The organism is Agrobacterium sp. LAD9 (genome assembly GCF_003031125.1).
Classification (GTDB): domain Bacteria; phylum Pseudomonadota; class Alphaproteobacteria; order Rhizobiales; family Rhizobiaceae; genus Agrobacterium; species Agrobacterium radiobacter.
Window position 1 is genome coordinate 250,482 of sequence record NZ_PHGS01000007.1, and the last position, 25,329, is coordinate 275,810.

The window sequence follows — 25,329 nt, forward strand, 5'->3', positions numbered from 1 at the left end:
ACAAACGGCAAGCGTCGGCAGGCGGGCGCGAGAAGACATATCCCGGGAATCACAACCATGAGCAAGACGGATTTCATAGGCAAGGCATCCTCCGCCGCAGGTGGCTGGGGCGCACTCAAAAGCGTCGGCAAACGCCTTCTGGAATCCGGCGCCCCGATTTCCGGCGCCCGCACACTTTTGAAGACCAACCAACCGGATGGTTTCGACTGCCCGGGCTGCGCCTGGGGTGACCCAGAACACGGCTCCTCTTTCGAATTCTGCGAAAACGGCGTCAAGGCAGTGTCATGGGAAGCGACGGAAGCCCGGGTGCCGCCGGATTTCTTCGCCAGCCGCACCGTCTCCGAACTGCGCAGCTGGTCTGACTACGATCTGGAAAAACAGGGCCGCCTGACCCATCCCATGCGTTATGACCGGGCAAGCGACAGATATCTGCCCGTTTCCTGGGACGATGCCTTCGCCGAAATCGGTGACATCCTCAACAGTCTCGACAGCCCGGACCGGGCGGAGTTCTATACCTCCGGCCGCGCCTCCAACGAGGCCGCCTTCCTCTATCAGTTGATGGTCCGGCTCTACGGCACCAATAATTTCCCCGACTGCTCCAACATGTGCCACGAAGCGAGCGGCGTCGGCCTGAAAGAATCGATCGGCGTCGGCAAGGGCACCGTGCTGCTTGAGGATTTCGAGCAGACCGACGCCATTTTCGTTATCGGGCAAAATCCCGGCACCAACCACCCCCGCATGCTGGGTGACCTGCGCCGCGCCGCCCTTCGCGGCGCCCGGATCGCCGTCTTCAACCCCATCCGCGAAAAGGGTCTGGAGCGCTTCGCCGACCCACAGGACAAGGTCGAGATGATTACCGGCGGCAGCACCCGCATCGCCACCAATTATTACCAGCCGCGCCAGGGCGGCGACATGGCGGCGGTGCGCGGCATGAGCAAGGCGGTCTTTGCCGCCGACGATGCCGCAAGGGCGGCAGGCGAACCCGCCATCATCGATTACGACTTCATCGCCGAACATGCGGCGGAGTTCGAGGCCTACCGTGCCGCCGTTGAAGCGACGAGCTGGGAAAGCATCCTCGACCAGTCCGGCCTCACCCGCGCGGAGATCGAGGAGGCGGCCCGTATCTACATGAATGCCGGTTCCGTCATCGCCACCTGGGCCATGGGTGTCACCCAGCACCGCCACTCGGTCATCATCGTTCGTGAAATCACCAATTTCATGCTGCTGCGCGGCAATGTCGGCCGCCCCGGCGCCGGCCTTTGCCCGGTGCGCGGCCATTCCAACGTGCAGGGTGACCGCACCGTCGGCATCGACGAAAAAGCACCGCCGGCGCTTCTCGAGGCGCTGGAGAAGGAACTCGGCGTCCCCATGCCGCGCAGACCCGGCCACAATACCGTGGAAGCCGTCGCCGCGATGCTGGAGGGCAAGGCTCAGACCTTCATCGCCCTCGGCGGCAATTTCATGCGCGCGACACCCGACAGCCCGCTGATCGTCAAGGCTTTCGAAAAGCAGAAGCTGACCGTCAACATCGCCACCAAGCTCAACCATTCGCATCTGGTGCCGGGCGAAACCTCCTTCGTATTGCCCTGCCTCGGCCGAACGGAAATCGACCGCAATTCGGCCGGCCGCTCGCAGATCGTTACGGTGGAAGATTCCATGAGCATGGTGCACGGTTCCGGCGGCATCAATCCGCCGGCCTCGGAGGAGCTGCGTTCGGAAGTCGCCATCGTTGCCGGCATCGCCGAAGCAACGCTTGGCAATGCGCATCTCGACTGGAAGGCGCTTGCCGATGATTACGATCTCATCCGCGACATGATCGAGCGGGTCATTCCCGGTTTCGACAATTTCAACGAACGCGTCCGTGTGCCGCGCGGTTTTCATCTGCGCAATGCGGCGGCCGAACGGGAATGGAACACGCCGGCAAAAAAGGCCACCTTCTATAGCGGCCCCTTGCCGGAACAGACCGAACACCAGCAGGCGCTGATGTGTGATAACCTCTTCGTACTGCAGACATTCCGCAGCCACGATCAATACAACACCACGATCTACGGCATGGATGACCGCTATCGCGGCGTCTATGGCGAACGCCACGTCATATTCATGAACCCTGGAGATATGGAAGCGCTCGGCGCCCATTCCCGCCAGCGCGTCGATGTCATCGGCGAATATGGCGATGGCATGGAGCGTATCGCGGAAGATTTCCGACTGGTGCCCTATAATATCCCGCGCGGCAGCGTCGGCGGTTATTACCCGGAACTGAACGTGCTGGTGCCGCTGTCGAGCTATGGCGAAGGCAGCTTCACGCCGACATCGAAATCGGTGCTCGTCTCCGTTCGCCTGCGCCCGGACGCCTCCTGATGGAAGAGGAGCAATCCGCCGCTGCGTTCATGGCGGCGGTGGAGCGGGTTCAGGAAAGCTCCTCACAGGTGCTGACGGCCACGGGCGCGGCGATCCTTCTGGCGGTTTATCTGAACATCGCCGCCGACAGCCGCAGCATCGCCAACCGGCTTGGGCTTGCACACGCCCTTATTCTGCGCGAAATCACTCTCCTGTCACCGCGTTTCGTACGGGTCACAAAACGCGACGCCCGCACCCAGCGCAGCTTTCTGGAGACGACTGAAGAAGGACAGGCACTTGCCGCCTCTTCATCCCGGATTTGAAACGAACGGAGCGTTCCTTGGCAATCAGGCCGATCCTGCCCTATCCCCATCCCGGTCTGTCCGAAATCTGCGCGCCGGTCACGGTTTTCGACGAGCAGCTGCACGATCTGGTCACCGACCTGATCGATACGATGCGCGCCGCCCCCGGCGTCGGCATCACCGCCGCCCATATCGGCGTCAAGCAGCGCGTTTTCGTTCTGGAGCTGACGCCGGGAACTGTCCTCACCTACGTCAACCCTGAAATCGTCAGCCAATCCGCACAGACGATGCGGCATATGGAAGGAAGCGTCTCCATGTCGGGCTTTACCGACGAGGTTGAGCGGCCTTCCGAAGTCGAGGTGAGGTTTCAGGATATATCCGGCGGCGAACACCGGCAGAACGCCGAGGGGTTTCACGCCATCTGTATCCAGCACGAGATCGACCAGCTGAACGGTATTTTCTGGCTGAAGCGCCTCTCGAAACTCAAGCGCGACCGGCTGGTAAAAAAATGGGAAAAATCCCGAAAACCCTGACGGTCAGCCTGATATCGACAGCACAAATTCCGCATCGCCCTTCAGCGTGTTGCTGACGGTACAGATATCCTCGGCCATATGGGCGATGGCGCTGCGGGTGGCCTCATCGAAATCCCCCTTTATCTCGATCCGGACATCGAAACGCACGATCCGCGATGGCTCCTCATCGGCCTTTTCGCCCGACACATGCACCGTGACCTTTTCGAACCGGTCGAGCACGGCCATGCGGCTCGCCGCAATCCGGGCGCTAAGCGCCAGGCAGGCCGCCAGCGACGAATAAAGAAGATCGAGCGGATTGAAACCCGGCTCTGACGCCCCCGTCATCACCGTCAGGGCGCCGCCGGTGGCCGTGACGACGTCGGGATGCCCAAGACGGCCAAGTGTAACGACAGCCCCTGTCGGCCGCTTTTTAACCCTGAACTGATTCACACCCGACCTCACACCGCGATTACACCGATGGAACCAAAATTAGCCTCGCGCTTTTACTCACGCAACGGTGAACGACCGTCGAATATTGATTAAAAAGGGAGCTGGGACATATGGTTACATCTACGCTCGTCAGCATTCTGATCACCTTCCTGGTGATTGTGCTTGTCTTGTGGCTTATCGCACGACTGCCGGTCGGCGGCGGTGCGAAACAGATCGCTCAAGTGATCGTCATCATCATCGGCATTATTTCGCTGCTGAAATATCTCGCCGGCTTCTGATGTCCCGGCGTAGTGCAGACGAAAAAGGCGGCGAAAGCCGCCTCTTTTTATGCGCGTTTTTCACCTGCCTGATCGCTATTGGCGAGGCTCGAACTGATAGGCTTTCTTCAGCGTAATATCCCGGACGCTGCCAATGCCGAGAAACGGCGTATTGTCGGCATCAAAAATCGCCCTGCCCTTCGCCACGATCCACCGGCTTGAACCATCCGGTAGATTGACCTTGTAGCGCTGATCGAAAAACACGCCGGTGGTGATGCTCTCAAAAATGGCCTGCGCCACCTGATCGCGCATTTCGACATCGATTCTTTCGAGAATCTCCTCAATCGTCACCCCGCGCGACGCAACTGGTTCGGGAAACCCATGACATTCCGCGGTGACAGCATCCATGATCAGCCTGTTGTCGGAAATGCTCCACATGTAATAGCCGAGCGCATTGTCTGAATCCGTTTTGTCCCCCAGCACGAAAACCCCCAGACATTTTTCCTGACAAAAGCTAACATCAGACCTCTAATATTCCACCCCTCGTTTTTATGGGGGGAAACGTCTGGCTACTGCAGCGTGTATCGATATCCACGGAAATCTGCTGATCACCGAATCCAAATGGCGTTCCGAGATGGACGATAATTCTGAAAAGGCATCGCAAAACCACCTGCCTGCGCCTACATGCTTGCGATGACATGTCGAAGGAGTTCAATATGGTGCGAACCGCCCTCACTTTCGGATTGCTGACCGCAACCGTCTTTTTAGCCGGGTGCCAGACGTGGCATAGTCCATATCGTGGAAACGAGTGGCGAATGGATCAGGTCATGGACGGCGACCCCTACCGTGTCGGTGACGGGCAGCGCAACCGACGCTAGTTCACCTCGTCCATTCAATCCGGACGGCGGCAAGTCGGTGATTTGCCGCCCTTCAATCAGAGCGTTCCGGCTGCGAGTGAAAACATTGACATGGCCGATTTGCGCACCAACGAACCTTCGTGGTTTCCAAGGCATAGGGCTAATCAGTTGACTAAAAAAGAAAAAACCCGCCGAAGCGGGTTTCTTTGGTGCGGTCGAGAAGACTCGAACTTCCACGGGTTGCCCCACAGCGACCTCAACGCTGCGCGTCTACCAATTCCGCCACGACCGCATCGTGGTAGGCGTCGACTTGCGCCGACGGGGGTGCATGTAGCAAAAGGATTTTCGGTGCACAAGAGCGTCGTGACAGTTTTTTGAAATTAAAAATCGCACTGCACCATCCTATATGCAGGAAGCCCGGAAATGCTGGGGTTGCGGCCCTGTCGCCATTTTGCGAGAAGGCTGTGGAAAGGACTTTTTCATGCTCACACGCACCGATATCGAGACAAATATGCTTCCCGCCGCCGGTTCGCCGCCCGTCCGCTGGCGAATCTCGGAAGGTCTCGTGCCTTACGAACTGGCGATCGAGGGGATGGAACGCGAAGTGGCCGCCATTGCCGGCGGGGAGTCTGACGAACTCATCTGGCTTCTGGAACATCCGCCGCTCTATACCGCGGGCACAAGTGCCGATGCCGTTGATCTCATTGAGCCTGATCGTTTCCCCGTCTTCGCCACCGGTCGCGGCGGTGAATATACCTATCACGGGCCGGGACAGCGGGTCGTTTACGTCATGCTCGACCTGAAGCGGCGGCGGCAGGATGTGCGCGCCTATGTGGCGGCGCTGGAGGATGTCATCATCCGCACGCTCGACAAGATGAATGTCCGGGGCGAGCGGCGCGAGGACCGCGTCGGCGTCTGGGTCAGGCGTCCGGAAAAACCTCTTCTGCCCGATGGTGGCATGGCCGAGGACAAGATCGCCGCGCTCGGCATCCGGTTGCGGAAATGGGTGAGCTTTCACGGGCTGTCGATCAATGTCGATCCCGACCTCTCGCATTTTTCCGGCATCGTTCCCTGCGGCATCAGCGCCTATGGCGTCACCAGCCTTGTCGATCTCGGATTGCCGGTTATGATCGGCGACGTCGACGTTCTGCTGCGCGAGGCCTTTGAGGAGGTGTTTGGCGCGGCAGTGCCCGAAACCGGCGCTGGCGGCTGATTGCACCGCAACCTTTGCCGCAGGCCGGTGTTTCCAGCATCGATCACCATAAGAGGAGGAACGACCATGTTCACAACGTCCGCCTATGCCTGCGACGACGGTTCTTCGCCGATGAAGCTCGCGACCATCAAACGTCGCGATCCCGGCCCGCGCGATGTCGAAATCGAGATCGAATTCTGTGGCGTCTGCCACTCCGATATTCACACGGCCCGCGGCGAATGGCAGGGATCCCTCTACCCCTGCGTTCCCGGCCACGAAATCATCGGCCGCGTTGCACGGGTGGGCTCGCAGGTGACCAAGTTCAAGACAGGTGAGCGTGTCGGCGTCGGCTGTATCGTCGACAGCTGCCGTGAATGCGCAAGCTGCGCCGAAGGGCTGGAGCAATATTGCGAAAACGGCATGACCGGCACCTATAATTCGCCTGACAAGGCGATGGGCGGCGGCGCGCATACGCTTGGTGGGTATTCCGCCCATGTGGTCGTCGACGACCGTTACATCCTCAACATTCCCGAAGGCCTCGATCCGGCCGCCGCCGCACCCCTGCTCTGCGCGGGTATCACCACCTATTCGCCGCTGCGGCACTGGAATGCCGGTCCCGGCAAGCGTGTCGGCGTCGTTGGTCTCGGCGGCCTTGGCCATATGGCGGTCAAGCTCGCCAACGCCATGGGCGCGACTGTCGTGATGATCACGACGTCGCCCGGCAAGGCGGAGGACGCTAAAAAACTCGGCGCCCACGAGGTCATCATCTCGCGTGATGCCGAACAGATGAACAGGGCCGCTTCCAGTCTCGATCTCATCATCGACGCTGTGGCCGCCGACCACGATATCAACGCCTATCTCGCACTGCTGAAACGTGACGGCGCGCTGGTGCAGGTGGGCGCACCGGAAAAGCCGCTCTCGGTGATGGCCTTCAGTCTCATTCCCGGCCGCAAGACGTTTGCCGGCTCGATGATCGGCGGCATTCCCGAAACGCAGGACATGTTGGATTTCTGCGCCGAGAAAGGCATCGCCGCCGAGATAGAGATGATCAATATCGATCAGATCAACGACGCTTATGAACGCATGATAAAAAGCGATGTGCGTTATCGCTTCGTCATTGATATGAAGAGCCTGCCGCGCCAGAAGGCCGCCTGACCCCTGAAGGGGGGCGACCTTGCAGGCGTCCCCTCTCCCGTTGGACCTTTGGGTCGAAAGCGCAGCCTGATCCATGACCAGCCAGACCGGTTTCAACGATATCGCCAAGGGCATGACCATCATGGCGGGTTGCATGCTGGTGCTGCCGGTCATGGATGCGATCGCCAAATACATGGCGGTCAGTGGCGGCATGTCGCCGGCGCAGGTGACCTTCTACCGCTTCTTTTTCCAGGTGCTCTGCACCCTGCCGTTGCTGCTCGTGGTGTCACCCAGGGCGCTGTTCAGCGCCAAACGGCCATGGATGAACTGCCTGCGCGGTGTGCTGCACGCCTCGGCCAGCCTGATGTTCTTCGCCGCCGTCAAATACATGCCGCTTGCGGATGTCTTCGCGATCTATTTCGTCGAACCATTCATGCTGACGATGATGTCGGCGATCTTCCTCGGCGACAAGGTGGGCTGGAAGCGCTGGACGGCGATCGCAGTCGGATTCGGCGGCGCCCTGATCGTCATTCAGCCGAGTTTCGAAATCTTCGGCTGGACATCGCTTCTGCCGGTTGCCTGCGCCTTTCTGTACACACTTTACCTGTTCCTGAACCGCGCCATCGGCGATGCCGACAGCCCGCTGATCATGCAGACCATGTCCGGCATTGCCGGTACGGTGTTCATGGGGGCGGCCCTTCTTGCCGGTGATGCACTCGGCGACAAGGATTTTGCCGTCTCGCTTCCGCAATCCGGCTTTGCCCTCACCCTGCTAATCCTGTTGGGATCGATATCCGGCTACATGCACCTGTTGATCGTCAGGGCCTTCCGGCTGGCGCCGCTTTCTCTGCTGGCGCCGTTCCAGTATTTCGAGATCATCTCGGCGACTATCCTCGGTTATGCGCTGTTTTCCGATTTCCCGACGCCATCAAAATGGCTCGGCATTCTCATCATCGTCGCATCCGGCCTGTTCATCATCTGGCGCGAGCGCAAGCAAGCCGGCGCAAACCCGCCGCTTGACGGGCAATGACTGCCGACCCTCGCCGTCTCTCAACTATCCGAGGGCAGCGGCCCGTCGTCGTGATGATCCTGCGCCTCCACAAGACTGCCAAGCAGCCAGAGCGAAACCTCGGCCGCCTCTCCGGCCGATTTGAACCGGTATGAGCCGCTATATTTCGGCATATCGAAAAAGGTGACGACGAAACCGTCACCGCTTTCCAGACTTTCGACCCTGATGCGCTCGGGATCGATCATCACACACACATAATGCGACCCCATATTGCGCATGAAGCCGGCCTTGTTGTCGTGCAGCCGCACGAAGGCAGCACCACCATCCGCCGTCATGTGCAGACTTCTGATCGCCTCGTTGGGAAAGGCACGGGCGAAATCCATGATCGCCTGCCCCACATCATGACTGTTATCCTCATCCGTCGCCCGCGTCATGCGCCAGGCGTAGACAGCGAAGACCGAAAGCAGCACGAAAACGATAATCCAGATCGCAATACTCATCCGGGGCGCTCCCTCAGCATCGAAACATCACGATTCGCGAATCGAAAAGACGCGAACCCGGCTCAGGTTCATACAGACCGAGGCTTGTGTGAAGTGTGGCTCTGCCGGATCGATGTCGTTTCGCTGCGTTACGCGGTCTGCGTAATCAGAAACGCTTGAGGAAGGAGGCCTTTGCCAGCAGCCATTGCCGGCGAAGCTGCGACAGTTGCAGGTCGCCGTCAAATACGCCGCTCCCCGTCTTTCTCGCCGCAGTGATGACAGGGCCGGACAGGGCGACGGGAAGATAGGCGGCAAAAACATTTTTCGAGATCTTTGCGCGTCGTGCCCTCTCCATATGATCCAGCGCATGGGTCGCAAAAATCTCGATGGCAATGCCGATGCGCTGCCTGTCCTTACCTTCCAGAAAAGTCTCGCGGTCGAGCCCGGCCGCAGCCAGCATATCGGCGGGAATATAGACCTGCCCGCGACGCTGGTGCAGCGGCATAAGCAGCAACATGCCGGCCATGGCCTGCGCGACGCCCGCATGACCTGCCCCTTCCGCGCTGGATGCGGCGTCTTCAGCGGAAAGCACGAGACTTGCAAGCTGGATCAAAGCGGATGCGGTTTCGCCAGCATAACCTTCCAGCGCATTGCGATCCTCGAACAGGTCGTCATAGAGATCGAAGATCCGGGCCTCGATCATGTTGGCCAGAACCGGGCGCGGCAGGCGATATTGTTCGATCGTTGTCAGAAGCGCTGCAGCCACCGGGTGGGACTGGCTGTCACCATGCGGATTGCCATCGATAAGGTCGCGCCACCATTGCATGCGCACTTCGCCGGGCAGCGCCTCACGCACGGAATCGCGGATGCGGGCGATTTCGGCGTTGAAGGCATAGAGCGCGGCAAGGGCATTGCGCCTGTCGGCAGGCGACAGAAGACAGGCAAGGTAACGGTCGCGATCGGTATCGCGCAGCGTCGCGAGGCTGACGTCGAGATTTTCTGTGGGTGCCATGGTTCCCCGCGCGAAACGTCCTGTCAGCCTTCGACGGCAATCAGCGCCGCGGCCACGGCGCGCGATTCCGAAAGCATGATATTGTAGGTGCGCACCGCAGCACCCGTACTCATCGGATCAACCGAAATGCCCGCCTCCTTAAAGGCGGCGCGCAGTTCTTTCGGCAGGACCCGCATGCCGTCACCCGTGCCGATCAGCAGCACTTCGATATCCTGTGCTTCCGCCAGAACCTTCTCGAAATGCCCGACGGTCAGTTCTTTTGCATCAACCGGCTCCCACCCGTAAACGCCCGAAGGCAGGAGGAGAAGAGAGCCGCGATGCGACATGTCGGCAAAACGGAAACCGCCATTGCCATAGGCATCGATGGGCGCCCGGCCGGGAAAATGGGCCGGGCGTATTTCGATCCCGCCGGCCATCAGACGGCAGGCTTGCCGCCGATGGCGCCTGTGTTGTTTTCTTTCTTGTCGTCCTTCTCGTCTTCAGCATCCTTGCTGTCGGGACGCAGCTTGAAGGCGATCAGCACCGGTGCGGCGATGTAGAGCGACGAGAACACGCCGATACCGACACCAAACAGCATGGCGAAGGTGAAGGAGCGGATGACTTCGCCACCGAAGAGGTAGAGCGACAGCAGCGCCAGAAGCACGGTCAGACCGGTGAGGATCGTACGCGACAGCGTCTGGTTCAGCGACACGTCGATGATCATCGACAGCGGCATCTTTTTATAACGCCTGAGGTTTTCGCGGATACGGTCATAGATGACGACGGTGTCGTTCAGCGAATAACCGATGATCGTCAGGATCGCCGCGATACTGGTGAGGTTGAATTCTATCCCCAGGAACACGAAGAGACCGATGGTGAAGACCACATCGTGCACCATCGAAATGACGGCGCCCAAGGCGAACTGCCATTCGAAGCGAACCCAGATGTAGATCATGATCGCCGTCATGGCGAGCAGGATGCCAACCGTGGAGGTGAAGGTGAGGTCACCCGAAACGGCCGGACCGACGACTTCCACGCGGCGGAAGTCATATTTGTCCTCAAGCTCGCCGCGCACCATGGTGATCGCAGACTGCTCGGCATTTTCGCCGCCGTCCTGCGCCTGGATGCGGATGAGAACGTCCTGCGGCGTACCGAAGTTCTGCGCCTGGATTTCACCGAGGTTGAGCTGGTTCAGGCGATCACGGATATCGGCGAGATCGGCCTCACCCTGCTTGGCGCGGACTTCGATGACCGAGCCGCCCTGGAAGTCGATGCCGAGGTTCAGGCCCTTGGCCACGAAGCCACCGACACAGGCGAGCATGACGACGCCGGTGATCATGAACACCACGCGACGGTAGCGCATGAACGGAATGTCGCGGCCGTCGAACATGGCGGTGCGGACACCCTTCGGCAGATGTTTCGGACGGCTGCGGCGAACCCAGTAGCCGAACATCCACGCCGTCAGCGTATAGGCCGTGAAGACGGTGGTGATGATACCGACGGCCAGCGTGACCGCGAAGCCCTTGACCGGGCCGGTGCCCATGTAGAACAGCACGCTCGCCACGATCAGCGTCGTCAGGTTGGCGTCGATAATGGTCGCAAAGGCGCGGGTGAAGCCGTTATCCAGTGACTGGATCAGCGGTTTGCCGCTCTTCACCTCCTCGCGTATGCGCTCATAGATCAGAACGTTGGAATCCACCGCCATACCGATCGTCAGAACGATACCGGCAATACCTGGCAAGGTCAGCGTTGATCCTATCACACTGAGGACAGCGAGCAGCATGACGACGTTGACGATGAGTGCGATGTTCGCGAGCAGGCCGAAGAAGCCATAGAACACGAACATGAAGATGAGGACGCCGACGGCGCCGATGACGCTGGCCGTCAGACCGGCGGTGATGGAGTCGTTACCAAGGCTCGGACCGACAGTGCGTTCTTCAACCACGGTCAGCGTAGCCGGCAGTGCACCGGCGCGCAGCAGGACCGCAAGGTCGTTGGCGCCCTGCACCGAGAAATTACCTGAAATCTGTCCCGAACCGCCAATAATCGGTTCGCGGATAACAGGCGCGGAAATGACCTGATTATCAAGCACGATGGCGAAAGGCTTGCCGACATTCTGCTGCGTCGCCTGCGCAAAGCGCTGCGCGCCGCGGCTGTCGAAGCGGAAGGTAACGACGGGTTCGTTGGTCTGCTGGTTGAAGCTTGCCTGCGCGTCGACGAGATTGTCGCCGGAAACGAGCGCGCGGCGCTCCACCAGATAGGGAACCGGCGGATCGTCCTGCGAGTAGAGAACCTCTGATGTAGCCGGCGGACGGCCGTTCATCGCTTCCTGCACCGGCATCGTCGTGTCGACCATGCGGAAGGAGAGCTTGGCCGTCTGGTTCAAAAGCGACTTCAGACGCTGCGGATCCTGAAGCCCCGGAACCTGCACGATGATGCGGTCGGAACCCTGACGCTGGATGAGCGGCTCGGTGGTGCCGACTTCGTCAACGCGGCGGCGCACGACTTCGATGGACTGCGAAACGGCCGAAGACAGACGGTAATCGATGCCTTCATCCGTCAGATTGAGCCGGAGCAGATTGTCGCCGCCGTCATTCATCGTCACTTCGGTGATGGAGCCGCCGACCAGCGTGCCGGCGGACACCGGCTGCGTCAGGTCACGAAGCGCGTTCTTTGCGGCTTCCACCTGAGCGGGATCGCTGATGCGGACCTGAATTTGCTGGCCGTTGCCGGTGAGCCCCGAATAGCGGATGTTGGCGTCGCGAAGCTGGGTGCGCACATCGCCCACGATCGTTTCAAGCCGTTCCTTGACGATGTCGGAACGCTCGATCTTGAGCATGATGTGCGAACCGCCCTGAAGGTCGAGACCGAGCGTTACCTTGTTGTCCTTGTACCAGGCAGGCATGCCCTCCAGCTGTTTGTCCGTAAACAGGTTGGGAGAGGCGATGAAGACGCTTGCCAGCACAAGCAGCCAGATGAAGACTGTTTTCCAACGGGAAAAATGAAGCATTTCGATCTCGGTCAGGGTTGGGGTCGCGCTCCGCGCAACCCGTCAAAATTCGCAATCGGGCATTCGGTTGTCCGGCAGGATCAGGAAGCGGTTTCCGTCTTGACCACTTCGCCCTTCACGCGCACTTCGGCAATGTAAGCGCGGGCGGCACGGATTTTCACGCCTTCGGCGATTTCGACTTCGAGTTCATTGTCATCGATGACCTTGGTCACCTTACCAACGATGCCGCCACCAAGAACGACCTGATCGCCACGGCGAATATTGGTGAGCGTTTCCTGACGCTTCTTCATCTGCGCGCGCTGCGGGCGGATAAGGAAAAAGTACCAGACCACCATAAGCGGCGCAAACAGGAAAAGCATTTCAAGGCCGGAACCGAAGGCAGATGCGCCGCCTGCTGCGTCCTGGGCAAAAGCTTGACTAATGAACATATAAAACTCCTCAGAATTACGGCACGACCTTGGATGCCGCCCCAGCTTTCAAGCCGCCGGAATATAGTGGGGAACGCCGGGATTGCAACAGATGCAGGGCCCACGCCGTACCGATTCCGGACCTCTTAACCTTTATGGGCGCCAAACACCATGCTAGGCCGGGCGCAAAACAGAGTTTTGAACACCAGACAAGCGGAAGAAACACCATGATTCGAGAAGAAACGGCCTCCCTGCTTCTTTCAGAACTGCGCCGGCTCACCCTCGCCGTGGAGCGGCTGGCCGGCCCCGCGCCCGCCGTAAACGACTGGGATGCGGCCGATTGTTTCGTCTGGGTGCCGACCAACTCCTTTATCCAGCCGGTTCCCCGCCCCAACCGCATCGCGCTGAAGCTGATCCGTGGCGTCGATCATGTGCGTGACATCCTGCATGAAAACACGCTGCGCTTCGCGGAAGGTTTTGCCGCCAACAACGTGCTCCTGTGGGGTGCGCGCGGCATGGGTAAATCCTCGCTGGTCAAGGCCGTTCACGAAGATGTGCGCGCGGCAAGCGGCGTTTCGCTCAAACTGGTGGAAGTACACCGCGAGGACATTCACACCCTGCCCGCTTTGCTCGACATCCTGAAGGCGTCAGGCCAGCGCGTCATCGTTTTCTGCGATGACCTCTCCTTCGACCATGACGATACGGCCTATAAATCGCTGAAGGCAGCACTCGACGGCGGCATCGAGGGACGGCCGGACAATGTGTTGTTTTATGCGACCTCCAACCGCCGCCATCTTCTGCCGCGCCACATGATGGAAAACGAGCAGTCCACCGCCATCAACCCTTCGGAAGCGGTTGAGGAAAAAGTGTCGCTTTCGGACCGGTTCGGCCTGTGGCTCGGTTTCCACAAATGCGGCCAGGAAGACTATCTGACGATGATCGACAGCTATGCCACGCATTTCGATCTGGGTCTGGACCGCGAAACGCTTCATCATGAAGCGCTGGAATGGGCAACCACCCGCGGCGGCCGCTCGGGCCGCGTTGCCTGGCAATATATTCAGGATGCCGCCGGCCGCCTCAGAAAACCGCTCGACAGATAACGCCACCGTGACACCGGATGAAAGCCGGTGTCGTTACGGCCACAACCAGTGTCGTATTCCCGAACGCCACATCTCCCCTCACATGGTTTGCTGCACCCATGGAGTCACCTGCCCGCGGAGGAGCGGACAGGCACGGTGTTCAAACCACGGAGGAGATGGATATGAGCAGGAACAGAGGCGTCGTCTACATGCGGCCGGGTCAGGTCGAAGTCCGCGACATCGACGACCCGAAGCTTGAGGCGCCGGATGGCCGCCGTATCGAGCACGGCGTGATTCTCAAGGTGATTTCCACCAATATCTGCGGCTCCGACCAGCACATGGTGCGCGGCCGCACGACGGCAATGCCGGGCCTCGTTCTTGGCCATGAGATTACCGGTGAAGTCATTGAAAAAGGCATCGACGTCGAGATGCTGCAGGTCGGTGATATCGTATCCGTGCCGTTCAACGTCGCCTGCGGCCGTTGCCGTTGCTGCAAGTCGCAGGATACCGGCGTCTGCCTGACGGTGAACCCGTCCCGCGCCGGCGGCGCATACGGTTATGTCGATATGGGCGGCTGGATCGGCGGACAGGCCCGTTATGTCACCATCCCCTATGCCGATTTCAACCTGCTGAAGTTCCCGGACCGCGACAAGGCGATGTCGAAAATCCGCGACCTCACCATGCTGTCGGACATTCTGCCGACCGGATTCCACGGCGCGGTCAAGGCGGGCGTCGGCGTCGGCTCTACGGTCTATGTCGCAGGCGCCGGCCCGGTGGGTCTCGCCGCTGCCGCCTCCGCCCGCATTCTGGGTGCTGCCGTCGTCATGATCGGCGATTTCAACAAGGATCGCCTTGCCCATGCAGCAAAAGTCGGTTTTGAACCCGTCGATCTTTCCAAGGGCGACCGGCTGGGCGACATGATCGCCGAGATCGTCGGCACCAATGAGGTTGATAGTGCAATCGACGCCGTCGGTTTCGAGGCACGCGGCCATTCCGGCGGTGAACAGCCAGCCATCGTTCTCAACCAGATGATGGAAATCACCCGCGCCGCCGGCTCTATCGGCATCCCCGGGCTTTATGTCACAGAAGATCCCGGCGCGGTTGACAATGCGGCAAAACAGGGCGCCCTTTCGCTGCGCTTCGGCCTCGGCTGGGCAAAGGCGCAATCCTTCCACACCGGCCAGACGCCGGTGCTGAAATATAACCGCCAGCTCATGCAGGCAATTCTGCATGACCGCCTGCCGATTGCCGATATCGTCAACGCCAAGATCATCGCGCTTGATGACGCCGTGCAGGGTTATGAAAGCTTCGACCAGGGTGCGGCCACCAAGTTCGTCCTCGATCCGCATGGCGATCTGCTGAAGGCTGCCTGATACTTCAGCGGTAGACGGCTGATACTCGTAGAAACGCCCGCGACGGATATCGTCGCGGGCGTCTTTGTTTCCCTCTTGTCACCATCCGGTGAGACTTACGGCTCCACTACCAGCATCGCTTCCAGTTCGGCTTTCGCTTCCGGGGAGAGATAGGGTCTGAACAGGCTTGAGACCTGCTCCAATCCCCAGTCCAGCTGCTGCGATCCAAATTCGGTGATACCTTCCTGAAGGTTGAGATAGGCCGCCCAATAGGTGGAGACGATCCAGAGATTTGTCAGGACGGCCGGCCGTTCTTCCTCGGGAATAACTGCCAGGCCCGCTTTCTCCATGCGGGCGACGATATCGCCGACAGCGAGACGCATGGCGGCGCTTATGGTTCGCACAGGCTCCACCAGCGCCGGGGCGGAAGAGATAAGACCGACCAGATCGCGAAACAGGAAACGATAGTCCCATACAAGCGAAAACCAGAGCCGCAGAAAACCGGCATAGGTTGCCGCCGCCGCCTCATCCGCCCCGTCAATCTTTCCGACAATCGCCAGCGCATCGGCCTCGAACCGGGCAAACAGCGCCAGAAACAGCGCTTCCTTGGTGCGGAAATGGTAATAGAGATTGCCCTCATTGATTTCTACCGCTCTCGCGATTTCGGCCGTCGTCACATGATCGGGCCCGCGCTCGTTGAACAGCACAAGTGCGGCGTCGAGAATTCTCTGGCGCGTGGGACGAACGGGCGTGCGTCCGGTATTGATTTTTTTCATTGATGTCGAACCCAACCATTGAAACCTAAGGCGTGCACCTTAAATACCAAAAATAAGGTATACACCTTAACAGAAAATGTAAGTGTTCAACGCGGACAAAGGACCTGTAAATGACCGGCACCGACATTCGCACCGCCTCCCCCGATACGCCCGGAACCGCTCCCGTCTCCAAATTCGCGACGGTACGCGTCGCCCTGTCGCTCATCCGCAATCCGTTGAAGGCTCTGCCGCCGGAAATTTTCAACGAGCCGGCGTTTTTTACCCACCTCGGCGGCGTCATGCGGGTTCATCTTGCCGACCCCGCACTTATTCATGAAGCTCTGGTCAAGAACGCCCATCTGCTCGGCAAGGGCGAAGATGTACGCCGCGCCCTCGGCCCCGCACTCGGCCAGGGCCTGCTGACGGCCGACGGCGATCACTGGAAGTGGCAAAGGCAATCCGTCGCTGCGGCCTTTCGGCATGAGAAGCTACTGGAACTGCTGCCGGTCATGATCGACGCCGCGCGTCGCACGCAAGGGCGGTGGCGATCAACTGCCGGTGACATTGATATCGGCCATGAGATGATGCGGACGACGTTCGATATCATTGTCGAAACCATGATGTCCGGCGGCCATGGCATCGATATAGGACGTGTCGAGCAAAGCATCACCGATTATCTGAAACCCACGGGCTGGACCTTCGCGCTCGCCATGCTGGGCGCACCGGAATGGCTTCCGCATCCGGGCCGGCGCAAGGCCCGCGCGGCGGTCGGCTATCTTCGTTCCAGCCTTGCGACCGTCATTTCCGAAAGACGGCAGAATCCGATCGAAAGGAACGATCTGGTTTCCATGCTGCTCGAAGCGAAAGACCCGGAAACCGGACGCATGATGAGCGACACGGAAATCATCGATAATCTCCTGACCTTCATCACGGCCGGTCATGAAACCACGGCCCTCGGCCTTGCCTGGACTTTCCATCTGCTCTCGCAAAACAGCGACGTGGAAAGCAAGGTCATCGACGAGATTGAAACCGTTACCGCCGGCGAACCGGTGGCGGCGGATCATATCGCCCGCCTGACCTATACCAGACAGGTATTTTCGGAAGCGATGCGGCTCTACCCGCCCGCCCCTGTCGTGACACGCACCGCATTGCAGGACTTCAGGCTCGGCGAGCACGATATCCCGGCGGGCACCGTTCTTTATGTGCCGATCTACGCCGTCCACCGGCACACCACGCTGTGGGACGAACCCGACCGCTTCGACCCGTCACGTTTCGAACCCGAAAAGATCAAGGCGCGCCACCGCTACGCCTATATGCCCTTCGGCGCGGGCCCGCGCGTCTGCATCGGCAACGCCTTTGCCATGATGGAGGCTGTCGCAATCCTTGCCGTGCTTTTGCAGGACGTCCACCTCAAGAACAAAAGCCCGGCAAATACGGAGCCGCTGATGCGGGTCACCTTGCGGCCGGAAAACCGCCTGATGATGCAGGTGAGCCCGCGACAAAACAAATCGCCCGCGGCGTAACCACCGCGGGCGACTGATTTAGTGCGAAACTCCATCCGTCACCGGATGGTGACGATCAGAGATCTACGTCGAGGATCGCCATGGAGAAGTTGTAGGAACGGTCGCCGTCTTCGTCATCGATATAAACGACGCCGAGAAACTCTTCGCCAAGATACACTTCGGCGGAATCGTCCTTGCGCGGACGCGCCTTCACAATCATCTTTTCATTGAAAGTGCGCTTGAAATAGGCGTCGAGTTTTTTGATTTCGTCGGCTTTCACCACTATTCTCCTGTGCGGTTCGCGTTGAGCCGCTTTTGGCATGGGACAAAGGCCAAAGTAAAGTGAAAGCGGCAAGTCATCCGCGTCTTCCACACGGACGACCGTGAAAATGCCGGCCCCATCAGAGCGCGACAGGGCCAGTCAGATATCCGCTCCGATAAGCTGGTCCATCAGGCGCGAGGGCTCCGAACACCCTGCTTCTCCCACCACGCGCGCCGGCACGCCGGCAACGGTAGTCTTCGGCGGAACCGGCTTCAGCACCACCGAACCGGCGGCGATGCGCGAGCAGCTGCCGATTTCGATATTGCCGAGGATTTTCGCCCCCGCCCCGATCATCACGCCATTGGCGATCTTCGGGTGGCGATCCGCCCCCTCCTTGCCGGTGCCGCCAAGTGTGACGCCATGCAGGATGGAGACGTTGTCACCGATGACGGCCGTCTCGCCGACCACCAGCCCGGTGGCATGGTCGAGGAAGATGCCCTTGCCGATGCGCGCGGCCGGATTGATATCGGTCTGGAAGATGCTCGATGAGCGGCTTTGCAGATAAAGCGCCAGATCCCTGCGGCCCTTTTGCAGCAGCCAATGGGCAAGGCGATGGGTCTGGATGGCCTGGAACCCCTTGAAATAGAGGAGCGGCTCCATGAAGCGCGTGCAGGCGGGATCACGGTCGTAAACGGCCTGGATATCGACGCGCAGCACGCTTCCCCATTCCGGCCAGTCATCCAGCATATCCTGGAAGGTCTGGCGCAGAAGCACGGCCTGCATGTCGGGATGATCGAGGAGTTCACAGATACGGTAGATCACACATTCTTCGAGAGACCGGTGATTGAGGATCGTCGAATAAAGGAAGGCCGAAAGCAGCGGATCCTGTGCCGCGGCGCTACGCGCCTCATGCAGCAGGCTGCCCCAGATCGGATCGACGATCGCCAGCTGTTCGGGCTGACGGGCCTCGGTACGTGCGACCATGAATGGTCTCCTCGTTTGCAGTAGTCGTTCTTTATACAGAAAAAGACGTGCATTAGAAATGGGATTCGAATGACGACTTTAAAGGCGGCAAGGCTTCAGTTTTTCTTCATGCAGCATGAAAAACCGTTTCTTGCCATCACGCTCATAGCGAGCGGTAAAATTCCAGCACCGCCGCCTTGAACACCCGGTCCCCGACGGCCAGCATGTGGTCGCGGCCGGGAATATCGATTGCCCGCGCATGCGGCATAATCGCCGCAAGTTCCGCGCCGGATCCGGCGATGTCGTCTTTCGTTCCGACTGCGATCAGCGTCGGAGCGTCGATCTTTGCCGCCTGCTCGCGCGTGACGAGAACCCGCGATGTCTCGATGCAGGCGGCCAGCGCCAGCCGGTCGCTTTTCGTCTGGTCGGCAAAGGCGCGGAACATGCGGCCGCGCTCGTGCGTCACGACATCGAGCGAAGGAGCAAGAAGCGCCTCTGCAATCGGATCCCAGTCACCGACGCCTTCCACCATGCCGATGCCGAGCCCGCCGAAGACCAGCGAACGCACGCGCTCAGGATGGGCCATGGCAAGGAAGGCCGAAATGCGCGCACCCATGGAATATCCCATCACATGCGCTTCGGCGATGCCGAGATGATTGAGCAGCGCCACCGCATCGCCGGCCATGACAGGCGGATAATAGGCTTCCGGATCATGCGGCTTGTCGCTTGCGCCATGGCCACGATTGTCAATGGCGATCACCCGGTAGCCCGCTTCACCCAGCGTCTTCAGCCAGCCGGGATGCACCCAGTTGACATTGGCGCTGGAGGCAAAGCCGTGGATCAGCAAAACCGGATCGCCCGCCGGATCACCCTCGTCGAAATAGGCAAGGCGAAGGCCGTCATGGGAAAAATCGGAAAACTGCGGCGTGTTGAGATTCATCAAGGACATCCTTTTTGCCGGACCATATGGCAGGAATTAGCAATGTTGAACATGTTTTGCTGACGATTTTTATGGAGATGCAATGCGTTTGAGGCTACATATCCGCAACGACGAGCCGATGCGCGAAAACCAGCGGCGGCTCGATAACGATGTTGCATTTGGAGACGAACATGGCCGGCCATTCCATTCCCCACTTCCAGAACGATGGCGGACACCGCATGATCGAGATCGGCGTCAAGGAATTCATGTGCACCGGCGCTTCCGTGCCTTTCGATCATCCGCATATCTTCATCGATATGGGCGACGACAATGAGAAGGTCTGTTCCTACTGCTCGACCCTTTATCGCTACAATCCGTCGCTGAAGGCAGAGCAGACCAATCCTCCGGGCTGCGTCTTCCATGTGAAGGCTGCCTGACCTTCCACCTTTTCTGATCGGGGCGCACCATGCCCATAAAATCCGTAGCCATTGTCGGTGCCGGCGTTGCCGGTCTCACCGCTGCCCTTTCCTTTGCCCGGCACGGTATCGGCTGTGACATCATCGAACAGGCCGGCGAACTGGCGGAAGTTGGCGCCGGCCTGCAGCTTTCCCCCAATGCCGCCCGCATTCTCGCCACGCTCGGGGTACTGCCTGATATCGAGGCGCGCTGGACCGAACCTGTCAGCGTCGAACTCGCCTCCGGAAAATCGCTTGCCACGCTGCTCTCCCTACCGATGGGCGCGGTGGCCCGCAGCCGCTGGGGCGCACCCTATGGCGTGCTGCACCGCTCGACGCTGCAAAACGCACTTCTCCAGGCGGTGATACGCAACCCGCTTTGCCGCCTGCATCTCGGAAAACGCATCGAAAATGCGACAGCGGATATCATCGCCGCAACCACCTTCCGCGACCATGATCTGATCGTCGGCGCGGATGGCGTCTGGTCGGCGGCCCGCTTCGCCGTGCCTTCCGCTCCCACCGCCACTTTCTCCGGCAATGTGGCCTGGCGCTTCACGGTCACAGCAAATGACGTGCCGTCAGCCATCAACAAAAGCGCCGTCACGGCCTATCTCGGCTCGGGCGGCCATATCGTCGCCTATCCGCTGAAGGAAATCGGCGGCTTCAACATCGTCGCCATCGCGCTCGGCGCCGACCCCGGCGCAACATGGCGGGCGGAATCGAGCGGACGGCAGAAAGCCATGCTGCTGGAACAGTTTCGCGGCTTCAGCCCTGACATCGTCCGATTGCTCGATTCGTCTGAAAACCCGACTTTCTGGCCGCTCTATCAGGCTGGCCCCGGCCGCTGGCACAACGGCCGTGACACGGTGCTGATCGGCGACGCGGCGCACGCCATGATGCCGTTCGCCGCCCAGGGCGCGGCCATGGCGATCGAGGATGCGTTTGAACTTGCGGGAACCATGGCAGGCAGCAACGCCAGAGCCTCGCTGCCCGTGCCGCAGGCCCTTGCCGCTTTCGAGGCCCTGCGCCTGCCGCGCATAGAAAAGGCCCGCAAGCGGGCCTCTCTCAATCGTTTTGCCTATCATGCCAGAGGCCCGGTCCGCACCGCGCGGGACTTCGTGTTTTCCACACGTCCGACGGAAGCCTTCCTGAAGGACTTCGACTGGCTCTACGGTTATCACGCGAAAGGCTGAGGCTGCGGGATCTGAAATCAGACCCCGGCGGCAGCCGCGAACCCGGCTTCAAGGTCTTTCTGGAGATCGGCGACATCCTCGAGCCCGATCTGCAGGCGGATGACCGGCCCTTCGGAGGGGCCCTTGGCGATGGTCCTGTCGACAAGCGACACCGAAACAGCAAGCGATTCGTATCCGCCCCAGGAATAGCCGAGCCCGAAGAACGTCAGCGCATCAAGGAAGGCAGCCGCCGTCTGCTTGTATTTGCCCTCTTCCGCCTTCAGCACGAAGGAGAAGACGCCGCTTGCGCCCTTGAAATCGCGCTTCCAGAGTTCGTGCCCGGCAAAGCTCGGCAAGGCCGGATGCAGCACGCGAACGACGTCGTCACGGCTCTCCAGCCATGTGGCGATTTCAAGCGCGCTTTTCTGATGATGCGCCAGCCGAATTCCCATGGTGCGCATGCCGCGCAGGATCTGATAGGCATCGTCAGAGGTGACGCAGATGCCAAGATTGGTATTGGCCTGATAAAGCGTCTTCCAATGCTTTTCATTGGCCGAGACGAAACCCATCAGCACGTCCGAATGACCCGAAGGATATTTGGTGGCGGCGTGAATGGAGACATCGACGCCGAAATCGAGCGGCCTGAAATAAAGCGGCGTCGCCCAGGTATTGTCCATCGTCACCACACAATTATGCCTGTGGGCGATCTCGGTGATCAGCCGGACATCCTGAATCTCGAAGGTATTGGAGCCCGGCGCTTCCAGATGCACGAGTTTGGTATTCGGACGGATCAGCGCCTCGATGCCCGTGCCGATTGCCGGGTCGTAATATTCCACCTCGACGCCGAGCTTCCGCAGCATCATGTTGCAGAAGCGGCGCGTGGGATAATAGACGGAATCGACAATCAACGCATGATCGCCAGCGCCGAGATAGGCGAGGAACGGCACGGTGATCGCCGCAAGGCCCGACGGCACGAGAATGGTTCCGGCAGACCCTTCCAGCTCATCGACGAGACTGCACAGCGCATCGGTCGTCGGCGTGCCATGGGTGCCATAGGTGTATTTCTGGTTTTCGGTCGAAAGCGTCTCGGCATCGGGGAAAAGCACAGTAGAGCCACGCACGATGGGCGGATTGACGAAACCGAAGCAGTCCGCGGGATCGTTGCCGCCGTGGGTCAGGCGCGTATTCACACCTGCGACGGAAAGCAGGTCATTTGTCTTGGTCATTTCAGATCAGCTTTCGAAGGAACATTGACGCGTGCGACAATGCTAAGAGCGGACCGCAAGGTCAAGTCCCGCAGGCTCCTCTCAAACGGCCTGAATTGATCCACCGAGAGCCAGCATACAACAAGTATACAAATACTGTGCAAGTTCAAATTTCCGCAAAAATATGCTTATATTTTCACCCTTTGCACACTTCCCGACCAAAATTTGGAAAATTCCGTTTTATAGGCACAATTATTGCCCGCACGTCTTGACCCCGCTGCCAATTGCGATTGTGATAGAAAAAGCGGATCGAAAAGGTCTCGCTGAAGGGGGAGCTGGGGCAAGACAATATGCCGGTCCTCTTCCAAGTGACGATAACAAACAAAGGTTGGGAAAAATGAAAAAGGCAATTCTGTCAGCCGCCATCGGCGCAGCAGTTTTGGGAGGAGCCTCGGTCGCTTCGGCTGCGACACTTCAGGATGTGAAGGGCAAGGGTTTCGTCACCTGCGGCGTCAGCGCCGGCATTCCGGGATTTTCCAATCCCGATGACAAGGGCGAATGGTCCGGTATCGACGTGGACTATTGCCGTGGTATTGCCACTGCGGTTTTCGGCGATCCTTCCAAGGCCAAGTTCGTCGCCCTTTCGAGCAAGGACCGTTTCCCGGCTCTCCAGTCCGGTGAAGTCGATGTTCTGACCCGTAACACCACCTGGACGATCAGCCGCGACACGTCGCTCGGCTTCAACTTCCGTACCGTCAACTATTATGACGGCCAGGGCTTCATCGCCAAGAAGGGCTTGAATGTTAAGTCCGCGCTCGAGCTTTCCGGCGCCGCCGTCTGCGTTCAGACCGGCACGACCACCGAGCTCAATCTCGCCGACTACTTCAAGACCAACAATCTGCAGTACAACCCGGTCGTTTTCGAAAAGGAAGCCGACGCAACCTCCGCCTATGATTCCGGCCGTTGCGACGTCTACACCACCGACCAGTCCGGTCTTTACGCCATCCGCCTCAAGCTGAAGAACCCGGACGACAACATCGTTCTGCCTGAGGTCATCTCCAAGGAGCCGCTTGGACCGGCCGTTCGCCAGGGCGACGACCAGTGGTTCGACATCGTGACCTGGGTTCACTACGCCATGGTCAATGCCGAAGAACTGGGCATCACCTCGAAAAACGTCGATGAGCAGAAGACCAGCGCCAACCCTGATATCAAGCGCCTGCTCGGCACAGAAGAAGGCACCAAGATCGGTACCGATCTCGGCGTCACCAACGACTGGGCCTACAACATCATCAAGCTGGTGGGTAACTACGGCGAAGTCTTCGACCGCAACGTCGGCGCAGGCTCCCCGCTGAAGATCGAGCGCGGCCAGAACGCGCTGTGGACCAAGGGCGGCCTGCAATACGCACCGCCGGTCCGTTGATCGGCCCCATCGTCGGCTAGATCATGACAGGAGGCTGGGCAACGCCCGGCCTCCATTTTAAAATTATATAAATAAGCTCGCAAAGAGCATATAAAAGGGAAAGGTGCCTATGGCAGGCAACGCGGTCAGTTCGCAACGATCGCGCGCGCAAAGCGCGTCGTCACTTATCTACGATCCACGCATACGCGGAATTTTCTATCAGGTCCTGACAGTCGTCATCCTGGCCGCCTTCGTCTGGATCATCGTGACGAATACGATCACCAATCTTCAACGGTCAAACATTTCGTCCGGCTTCGGATTCCTCGATGGAAGAGCCGGTTTTGATATCGGCCAGTCGCTGATCGCTTATACCAGCGACGCGACCTATGGCCGGGCTTTGCTCGTTGGCATTCTCAACACGATCCAGGTTGCGTTTTTTGGCATCATCGCCGCCTCGATCATCGGTTTCATCGTCGGTATCGCCCGGCTGTCCAGCAACTGGCTGATTTCGAAGCTCGCGCAGGCCTATGTGGAAATCTTCCGCAACATCCCGCCCCTGCTCGTCATCTTCTTCTGGTACAAGGGCGTCATCTCAGTCCTGCCGCAGGCGCGTGATTCGCTGGAGCTTCCGCTCGGAAGCTACCTCAACAATCGCGGTTTCTTCTTTCCGAAGCCCCTTTGGGGCGAAGGCACGTGGCTGATACCGCTCGCCCTTCTGGTCGCCATCGTCATCAGCTTTTTCATTTACCGCTGGGCAAAGGCGAGACAGGAAAAGACCGGTCAGCAGTTCCGCACCGGGATCACGGCTACACTTCTCATCATCGGCCTTCCGGCCGCGACATTTCTCGCGCTCGGCTCACCGCTGACTTTCGACTACCCGATTGCCGGGCGGTTCAACCTCTCGGGCGGCGCGGTCGTCGCACCTGAATTCATGTCGCTGTTTCTCGCGCTTTCCTTCTACACCGCCTCCTTCATCGCCGAGATCGTTCGCGGCGGCATCAAGGCCGTGGCGAAGGGCCAGACGGAAGCTGCGGATGCGCTCGGGCTTCGCTCCAGCACCACGACGCGCCTGATCGTCGTTCCGCAGGCGATGCGCATCATCATCCCACCGCTGACAAGTCAATATCTCAACCTGACCAAGAACTCCTCGCTTGCGGTCGCGGTCGGCTTCGCCGACATCGTCTCCGTCGGCGGCACGATCCTGAACCAGACGGGTCAGGCGGTCGAAGTTGTTGCGATCTGGCTGGTCATCTATCTCTCGCTGTCCCTGCTCACGGCCGTGGTCATGAACTGGTTCAACGCGAAAATGGCCCTGGTGGAGAGATGACG

The 25,329-nt window shown here is 59.6% G+C and carries 26 protein-coding genes and 1 tRNA gene; 14 read left to right on the forward strand and 13 right to left on the reverse strand.

Translation table 11 applies throughout. The features are described from left to right. Positions 1 to 57 precede the first annotated feature (57 nt). The 3 genes from DA915_RS07875 to DA915_RS07885 are packed head-to-tail and all read left to right on the forward strand — an operon-like array spanning position 58 to position 3,172. Entirely contained in the window at positions 58 to 2,358 is a 2,301-nt protein-coding gene (locus DA915_RS07875) for an FdhF/YdeP family oxidoreductase (RefSeq protein WP_192886435.1), read from the forward strand. Beyond that, a complete protein-coding gene (locus DA915_RS07880; RefSeq protein WP_107675562.1) occupies positions 2,358 to 2,660 on the forward strand; it encodes a hypothetical protein in 303 nt (100 codons plus the stop codon). The genes DA915_RS07875 and DA915_RS07880 overlap by 1 nt, the downstream gene beginning before the upstream one ends. Positions 2,661 to 2,677: 17 nt before the next feature. Next, positions 2,678 to 3,172, forward strand: coding sequence for a peptide deformylase (locus DA915_RS07885; protein ID WP_107675660.1), 495 nt, complete (start codon positions 2,678 to 2,680; stop codon positions 3,170 to 3,172). A gap of 3 nt (positions 3,173 to 3,175) precedes the next feature. On the opposite strand, the gene DA915_RS07890 is transcribed toward DA915_RS07885, so the two are convergent. After that, positions 3,176 to 3,601, reverse strand: a complete 426-nt coding sequence (locus DA915_RS07890; RefSeq protein ID WP_107675563.1) for an OsmC family protein — start codon at positions 3,599 to 3,601, stop codon at positions 3,176 to 3,178. A 110-nt stretch (positions 3,602 to 3,711) separates the two neighbouring features. Here DA915_RS07890 and DA915_RS07895 point away from each other — a divergent pair, with 110 nt between their 5' ends. After that, complete coding sequence (locus tag DA915_RS07895) at positions 3,712 to 3,879, forward strand: Thivi_2564 family membrane protein (RefSeq protein ID WP_107675564.1); 168 nt, start codon at positions 3,712 to 3,714, stop codon at positions 3,877 to 3,879. A 75-nt stretch (positions 3,880 to 3,954) separates the two neighbouring features. Here DA915_RS07895 and DA915_RS07900 read toward each other — a convergent pair whose 3' ends face one another. Both DA915_RS07900 and DA915_RS07910 read right to left on the reverse strand, forming a co-directional pair. Continuing rightward, on the reverse strand, positions 3,955 to 4,341 hold the full coding sequence (locus DA915_RS07900) for a PAS domain-containing protein (protein ID WP_020012558.1): 387 nt from the start codon (positions 4,339 to 4,341) through the stop codon (positions 3,955 to 3,957). 581 nt (positions 4,342 to 4,922) lie between these two features. Then, positions 4,923 to 5,007: transfer RNA gene (locus DA915_RS07910), tRNA-Leu, on the reverse strand. A 189-nt stretch (positions 5,008 to 5,196) separates the two neighbouring features. Here DA915_RS07910 and lipB point away from each other — a divergent pair. The 3 genes from lipB (at position 5,197) to DA915_RS07925 (ending at position 8,071) form a co-directional block, all read left to right on the forward strand. Continuing rightward, positions 5,197 to 5,928: a lipoyl(octanoyl) transferase LipB gene (gene lipB / locus DA915_RS07915; protein WP_107675565.1), complete on the forward strand. Its 732-nt coding sequence runs from the start codon at positions 5,197 to 5,199 to the stop codon at positions 5,926 to 5,928. Between the two features lie 66 nt (positions 5,929 to 5,994). Next, entirely contained in the window at positions 5,995 to 7,062 is a 1,068-nt protein-coding gene (locus DA915_RS07920; protein WP_107675566.1) for an NAD(P)-dependent alcohol dehydrogenase, read from the forward strand. Between the two features lie 73 nt (positions 7,063 to 7,135). Further along, positions 7,136 to 8,071 carry a DMT family transporter gene (locus DA915_RS07925; RefSeq protein WP_192886436.1) on the forward strand — a complete coding sequence of 312 codons (936 nt, stop codon included), beginning with the start codon at positions 7,136 to 7,138 and terminating at the stop codon, positions 8,069 to 8,071. 20 nt (positions 8,072 to 8,091) lie between these two features. Here the strand turns inward: DA915_RS07925 and DA915_RS07930 are convergent, their stop codons facing one another. The 5 genes from DA915_RS07930 to yajC form a co-directional block, all read right to left on the reverse strand. Then, complete coding sequence (locus DA915_RS07930) at positions 8,092 to 8,550, reverse strand: hypothetical protein (RefSeq protein WP_003502835.1); 459 nt, start codon at positions 8,548 to 8,550, stop codon at positions 8,092 to 8,094. A gap of 145 nt (positions 8,551 to 8,695) precedes the next feature. Beyond that, on the reverse strand, positions 8,696 to 9,541 hold the full coding sequence (locus DA915_RS07935) for a phytoene/squalene synthase family protein (RefSeq protein WP_107675567.1): 846 nt from the start codon (positions 9,539 to 9,541) through the stop codon (positions 8,696 to 8,698). Between the two features lie 23 nt (positions 9,542 to 9,564). Beyond that, positions 9,565 to 9,957 (reverse strand): Mth938-like domain-containing protein, encoded by a 393-nt coding sequence (locus DA915_RS07940; RefSeq protein ID WP_107675568.1) that lies wholly within the window; start codon positions 9,955 to 9,957, stop codon positions 9,565 to 9,567. Beyond that, positions 9,957 to 12,530, reverse strand: coding sequence for a protein translocase subunit SecDF (gene secDF / locus DA915_RS07945; protein WP_003502840.1), 2,574 nt, complete (start codon positions 12,528 to 12,530; stop codon positions 9,957 to 9,959). Before secDF ends, DA915_RS07940 begins: the two co-directional genes overlap by 1 nt. An 80-nt stretch (positions 12,531 to 12,610) precedes the next feature. Further along, on the reverse strand, positions 12,611 to 12,958 hold the full coding sequence (gene yajC / locus DA915_RS07950; RefSeq protein WP_020012565.1) for a preprotein translocase subunit YajC: 348 nt from the start codon (positions 12,956 to 12,958) through the stop codon (positions 12,611 to 12,613). Between the two features lie 206 nt (positions 12,959 to 13,164). On the opposite strand from yajC, the gene DA915_RS07955 reads away from it, so the two are divergent. Together DA915_RS07955 and fdhA are read left to right on the forward strand one after the other, a co-directional pair. Beyond that, positions 13,165 to 14,037, forward strand: a complete 873-nt coding sequence (locus DA915_RS07955; protein ID WP_020809425.1) for an ATP-binding protein — start codon at positions 13,165 to 13,167, stop codon at positions 14,035 to 14,037. Positions 14,038 to 14,198: 161 nt separating this feature from the next. Beyond that, positions 14,199 to 15,389 (forward strand): formaldehyde dehydrogenase, glutathione-independent, encoded by a 1,191-nt coding sequence (gene fdhA / locus DA915_RS07960; RefSeq protein WP_003502846.1) that lies wholly within the window; start codon positions 14,199 to 14,201, stop codon positions 15,387 to 15,389. Positions 15,390 to 15,484: 95 nt separating this feature from the next. Here the strand turns inward: fdhA and DA915_RS07965 are convergent, their stop codons facing one another. Continuing rightward, positions 15,485 to 16,144, reverse strand: a complete 660-nt coding sequence (locus tag DA915_RS07965) for a TetR/AcrR family transcriptional regulator (RefSeq protein WP_107675569.1) — start codon at positions 16,142 to 16,144, stop codon at positions 15,485 to 15,487. 110 nt (positions 16,145 to 16,254) lie between these two features. Between DA915_RS07965 and DA915_RS07970 the strand changes: the two genes are divergently transcribed. Next, positions 16,255 to 17,646, forward strand: a complete 1,392-nt coding sequence (locus DA915_RS07970; protein WP_107675570.1) for a cytochrome P450 — start codon at positions 16,255 to 16,257, stop codon at positions 17,644 to 17,646. A gap of 55 nt (positions 17,647 to 17,701) precedes the next feature. Here the strand turns inward: DA915_RS07970 and DA915_RS07975 are convergent, their stop codons facing one another. From DA915_RS07975 to DA915_RS07985, 3 genes are all read right to left on the reverse strand, one after another. Beyond that, positions 17,702 to 17,905: a DUF3126 family protein gene (locus DA915_RS07975; protein ID WP_003502851.1), complete on the reverse strand. Its 204-nt coding sequence runs from the start codon at positions 17,903 to 17,905 to the stop codon at positions 17,702 to 17,704. A 141-nt stretch (positions 17,906 to 18,046) separates the two neighbouring features. Beyond that, entirely contained in the window at positions 18,047 to 18,871 is an 825-nt protein-coding gene (gene cysE, locus DA915_RS07980) for a serine O-acetyltransferase (protein WP_003502853.1), read from the reverse strand. A gap of 142 nt (positions 18,872 to 19,013) precedes the next feature. Next, positions 19,014 to 19,790, reverse strand: coding sequence for an alpha/beta fold hydrolase (locus tag DA915_RS07985; RefSeq protein ID WP_087744343.1), 777 nt, complete (start codon positions 19,788 to 19,790; stop codon positions 19,014 to 19,016). 170 nt (positions 19,791 to 19,960) lie between these two features. Between DA915_RS07985 and DA915_RS07990 the strand changes: the two genes are divergently transcribed. Together DA915_RS07990 and DA915_RS07995 are read left to right on the forward strand one after the other, a co-directional pair. Next, entirely contained in the window at positions 19,961 to 20,206 is a 246-nt protein-coding gene (locus DA915_RS07990; RefSeq protein WP_003502857.1) for a zinc-finger domain-containing protein, read from the forward strand. Between the two features lie 29 nt (positions 20,207 to 20,235). Beyond that, a complete protein-coding gene (locus DA915_RS07995; protein WP_107675571.1) occupies positions 20,236 to 21,417 on the forward strand; it encodes an FAD-dependent monooxygenase in 1,182 nt (393 codons plus the stop codon). Between the two features lie 17 nt (positions 21,418 to 21,434). Here the strand turns inward: DA915_RS07995 and DA915_RS08000 are convergent, their stop codons facing one another. Continuing rightward, on the reverse strand, positions 21,435 to 22,622 hold the full coding sequence (locus DA915_RS08000; protein WP_107675572.1) for a cystathionine beta-lyase: 1,188 nt from the start codon (positions 22,620 to 22,622) through the stop codon (positions 21,435 to 21,437). A 376-nt stretch (positions 22,623 to 22,998) separates the two neighbouring features. Here DA915_RS08000 and DA915_RS08005 point away from each other — a divergent pair, with 376 nt between their 5' ends. Both DA915_RS08005 and DA915_RS08010 read left to right on the forward strand, forming a co-directional pair. Further along, a complete protein-coding gene (locus DA915_RS08005) occupies positions 22,999 to 24,021 on the forward strand; it encodes an amino acid ABC transporter substrate-binding protein (RefSeq protein ID WP_003502863.1) in 1,023 nt (340 codons plus the stop codon). Between the two features lie 109 nt (positions 24,022 to 24,130). Continuing rightward, complete coding sequence (locus DA915_RS08010) at positions 24,131 to 25,327, forward strand: amino acid ABC transporter permease (RefSeq protein WP_020809434.1); 1,197 nt, start codon at positions 24,131 to 24,133, stop codon at positions 25,325 to 25,327. Positions 25,328 to 25,329 lie beyond the last annotated feature (2 nt).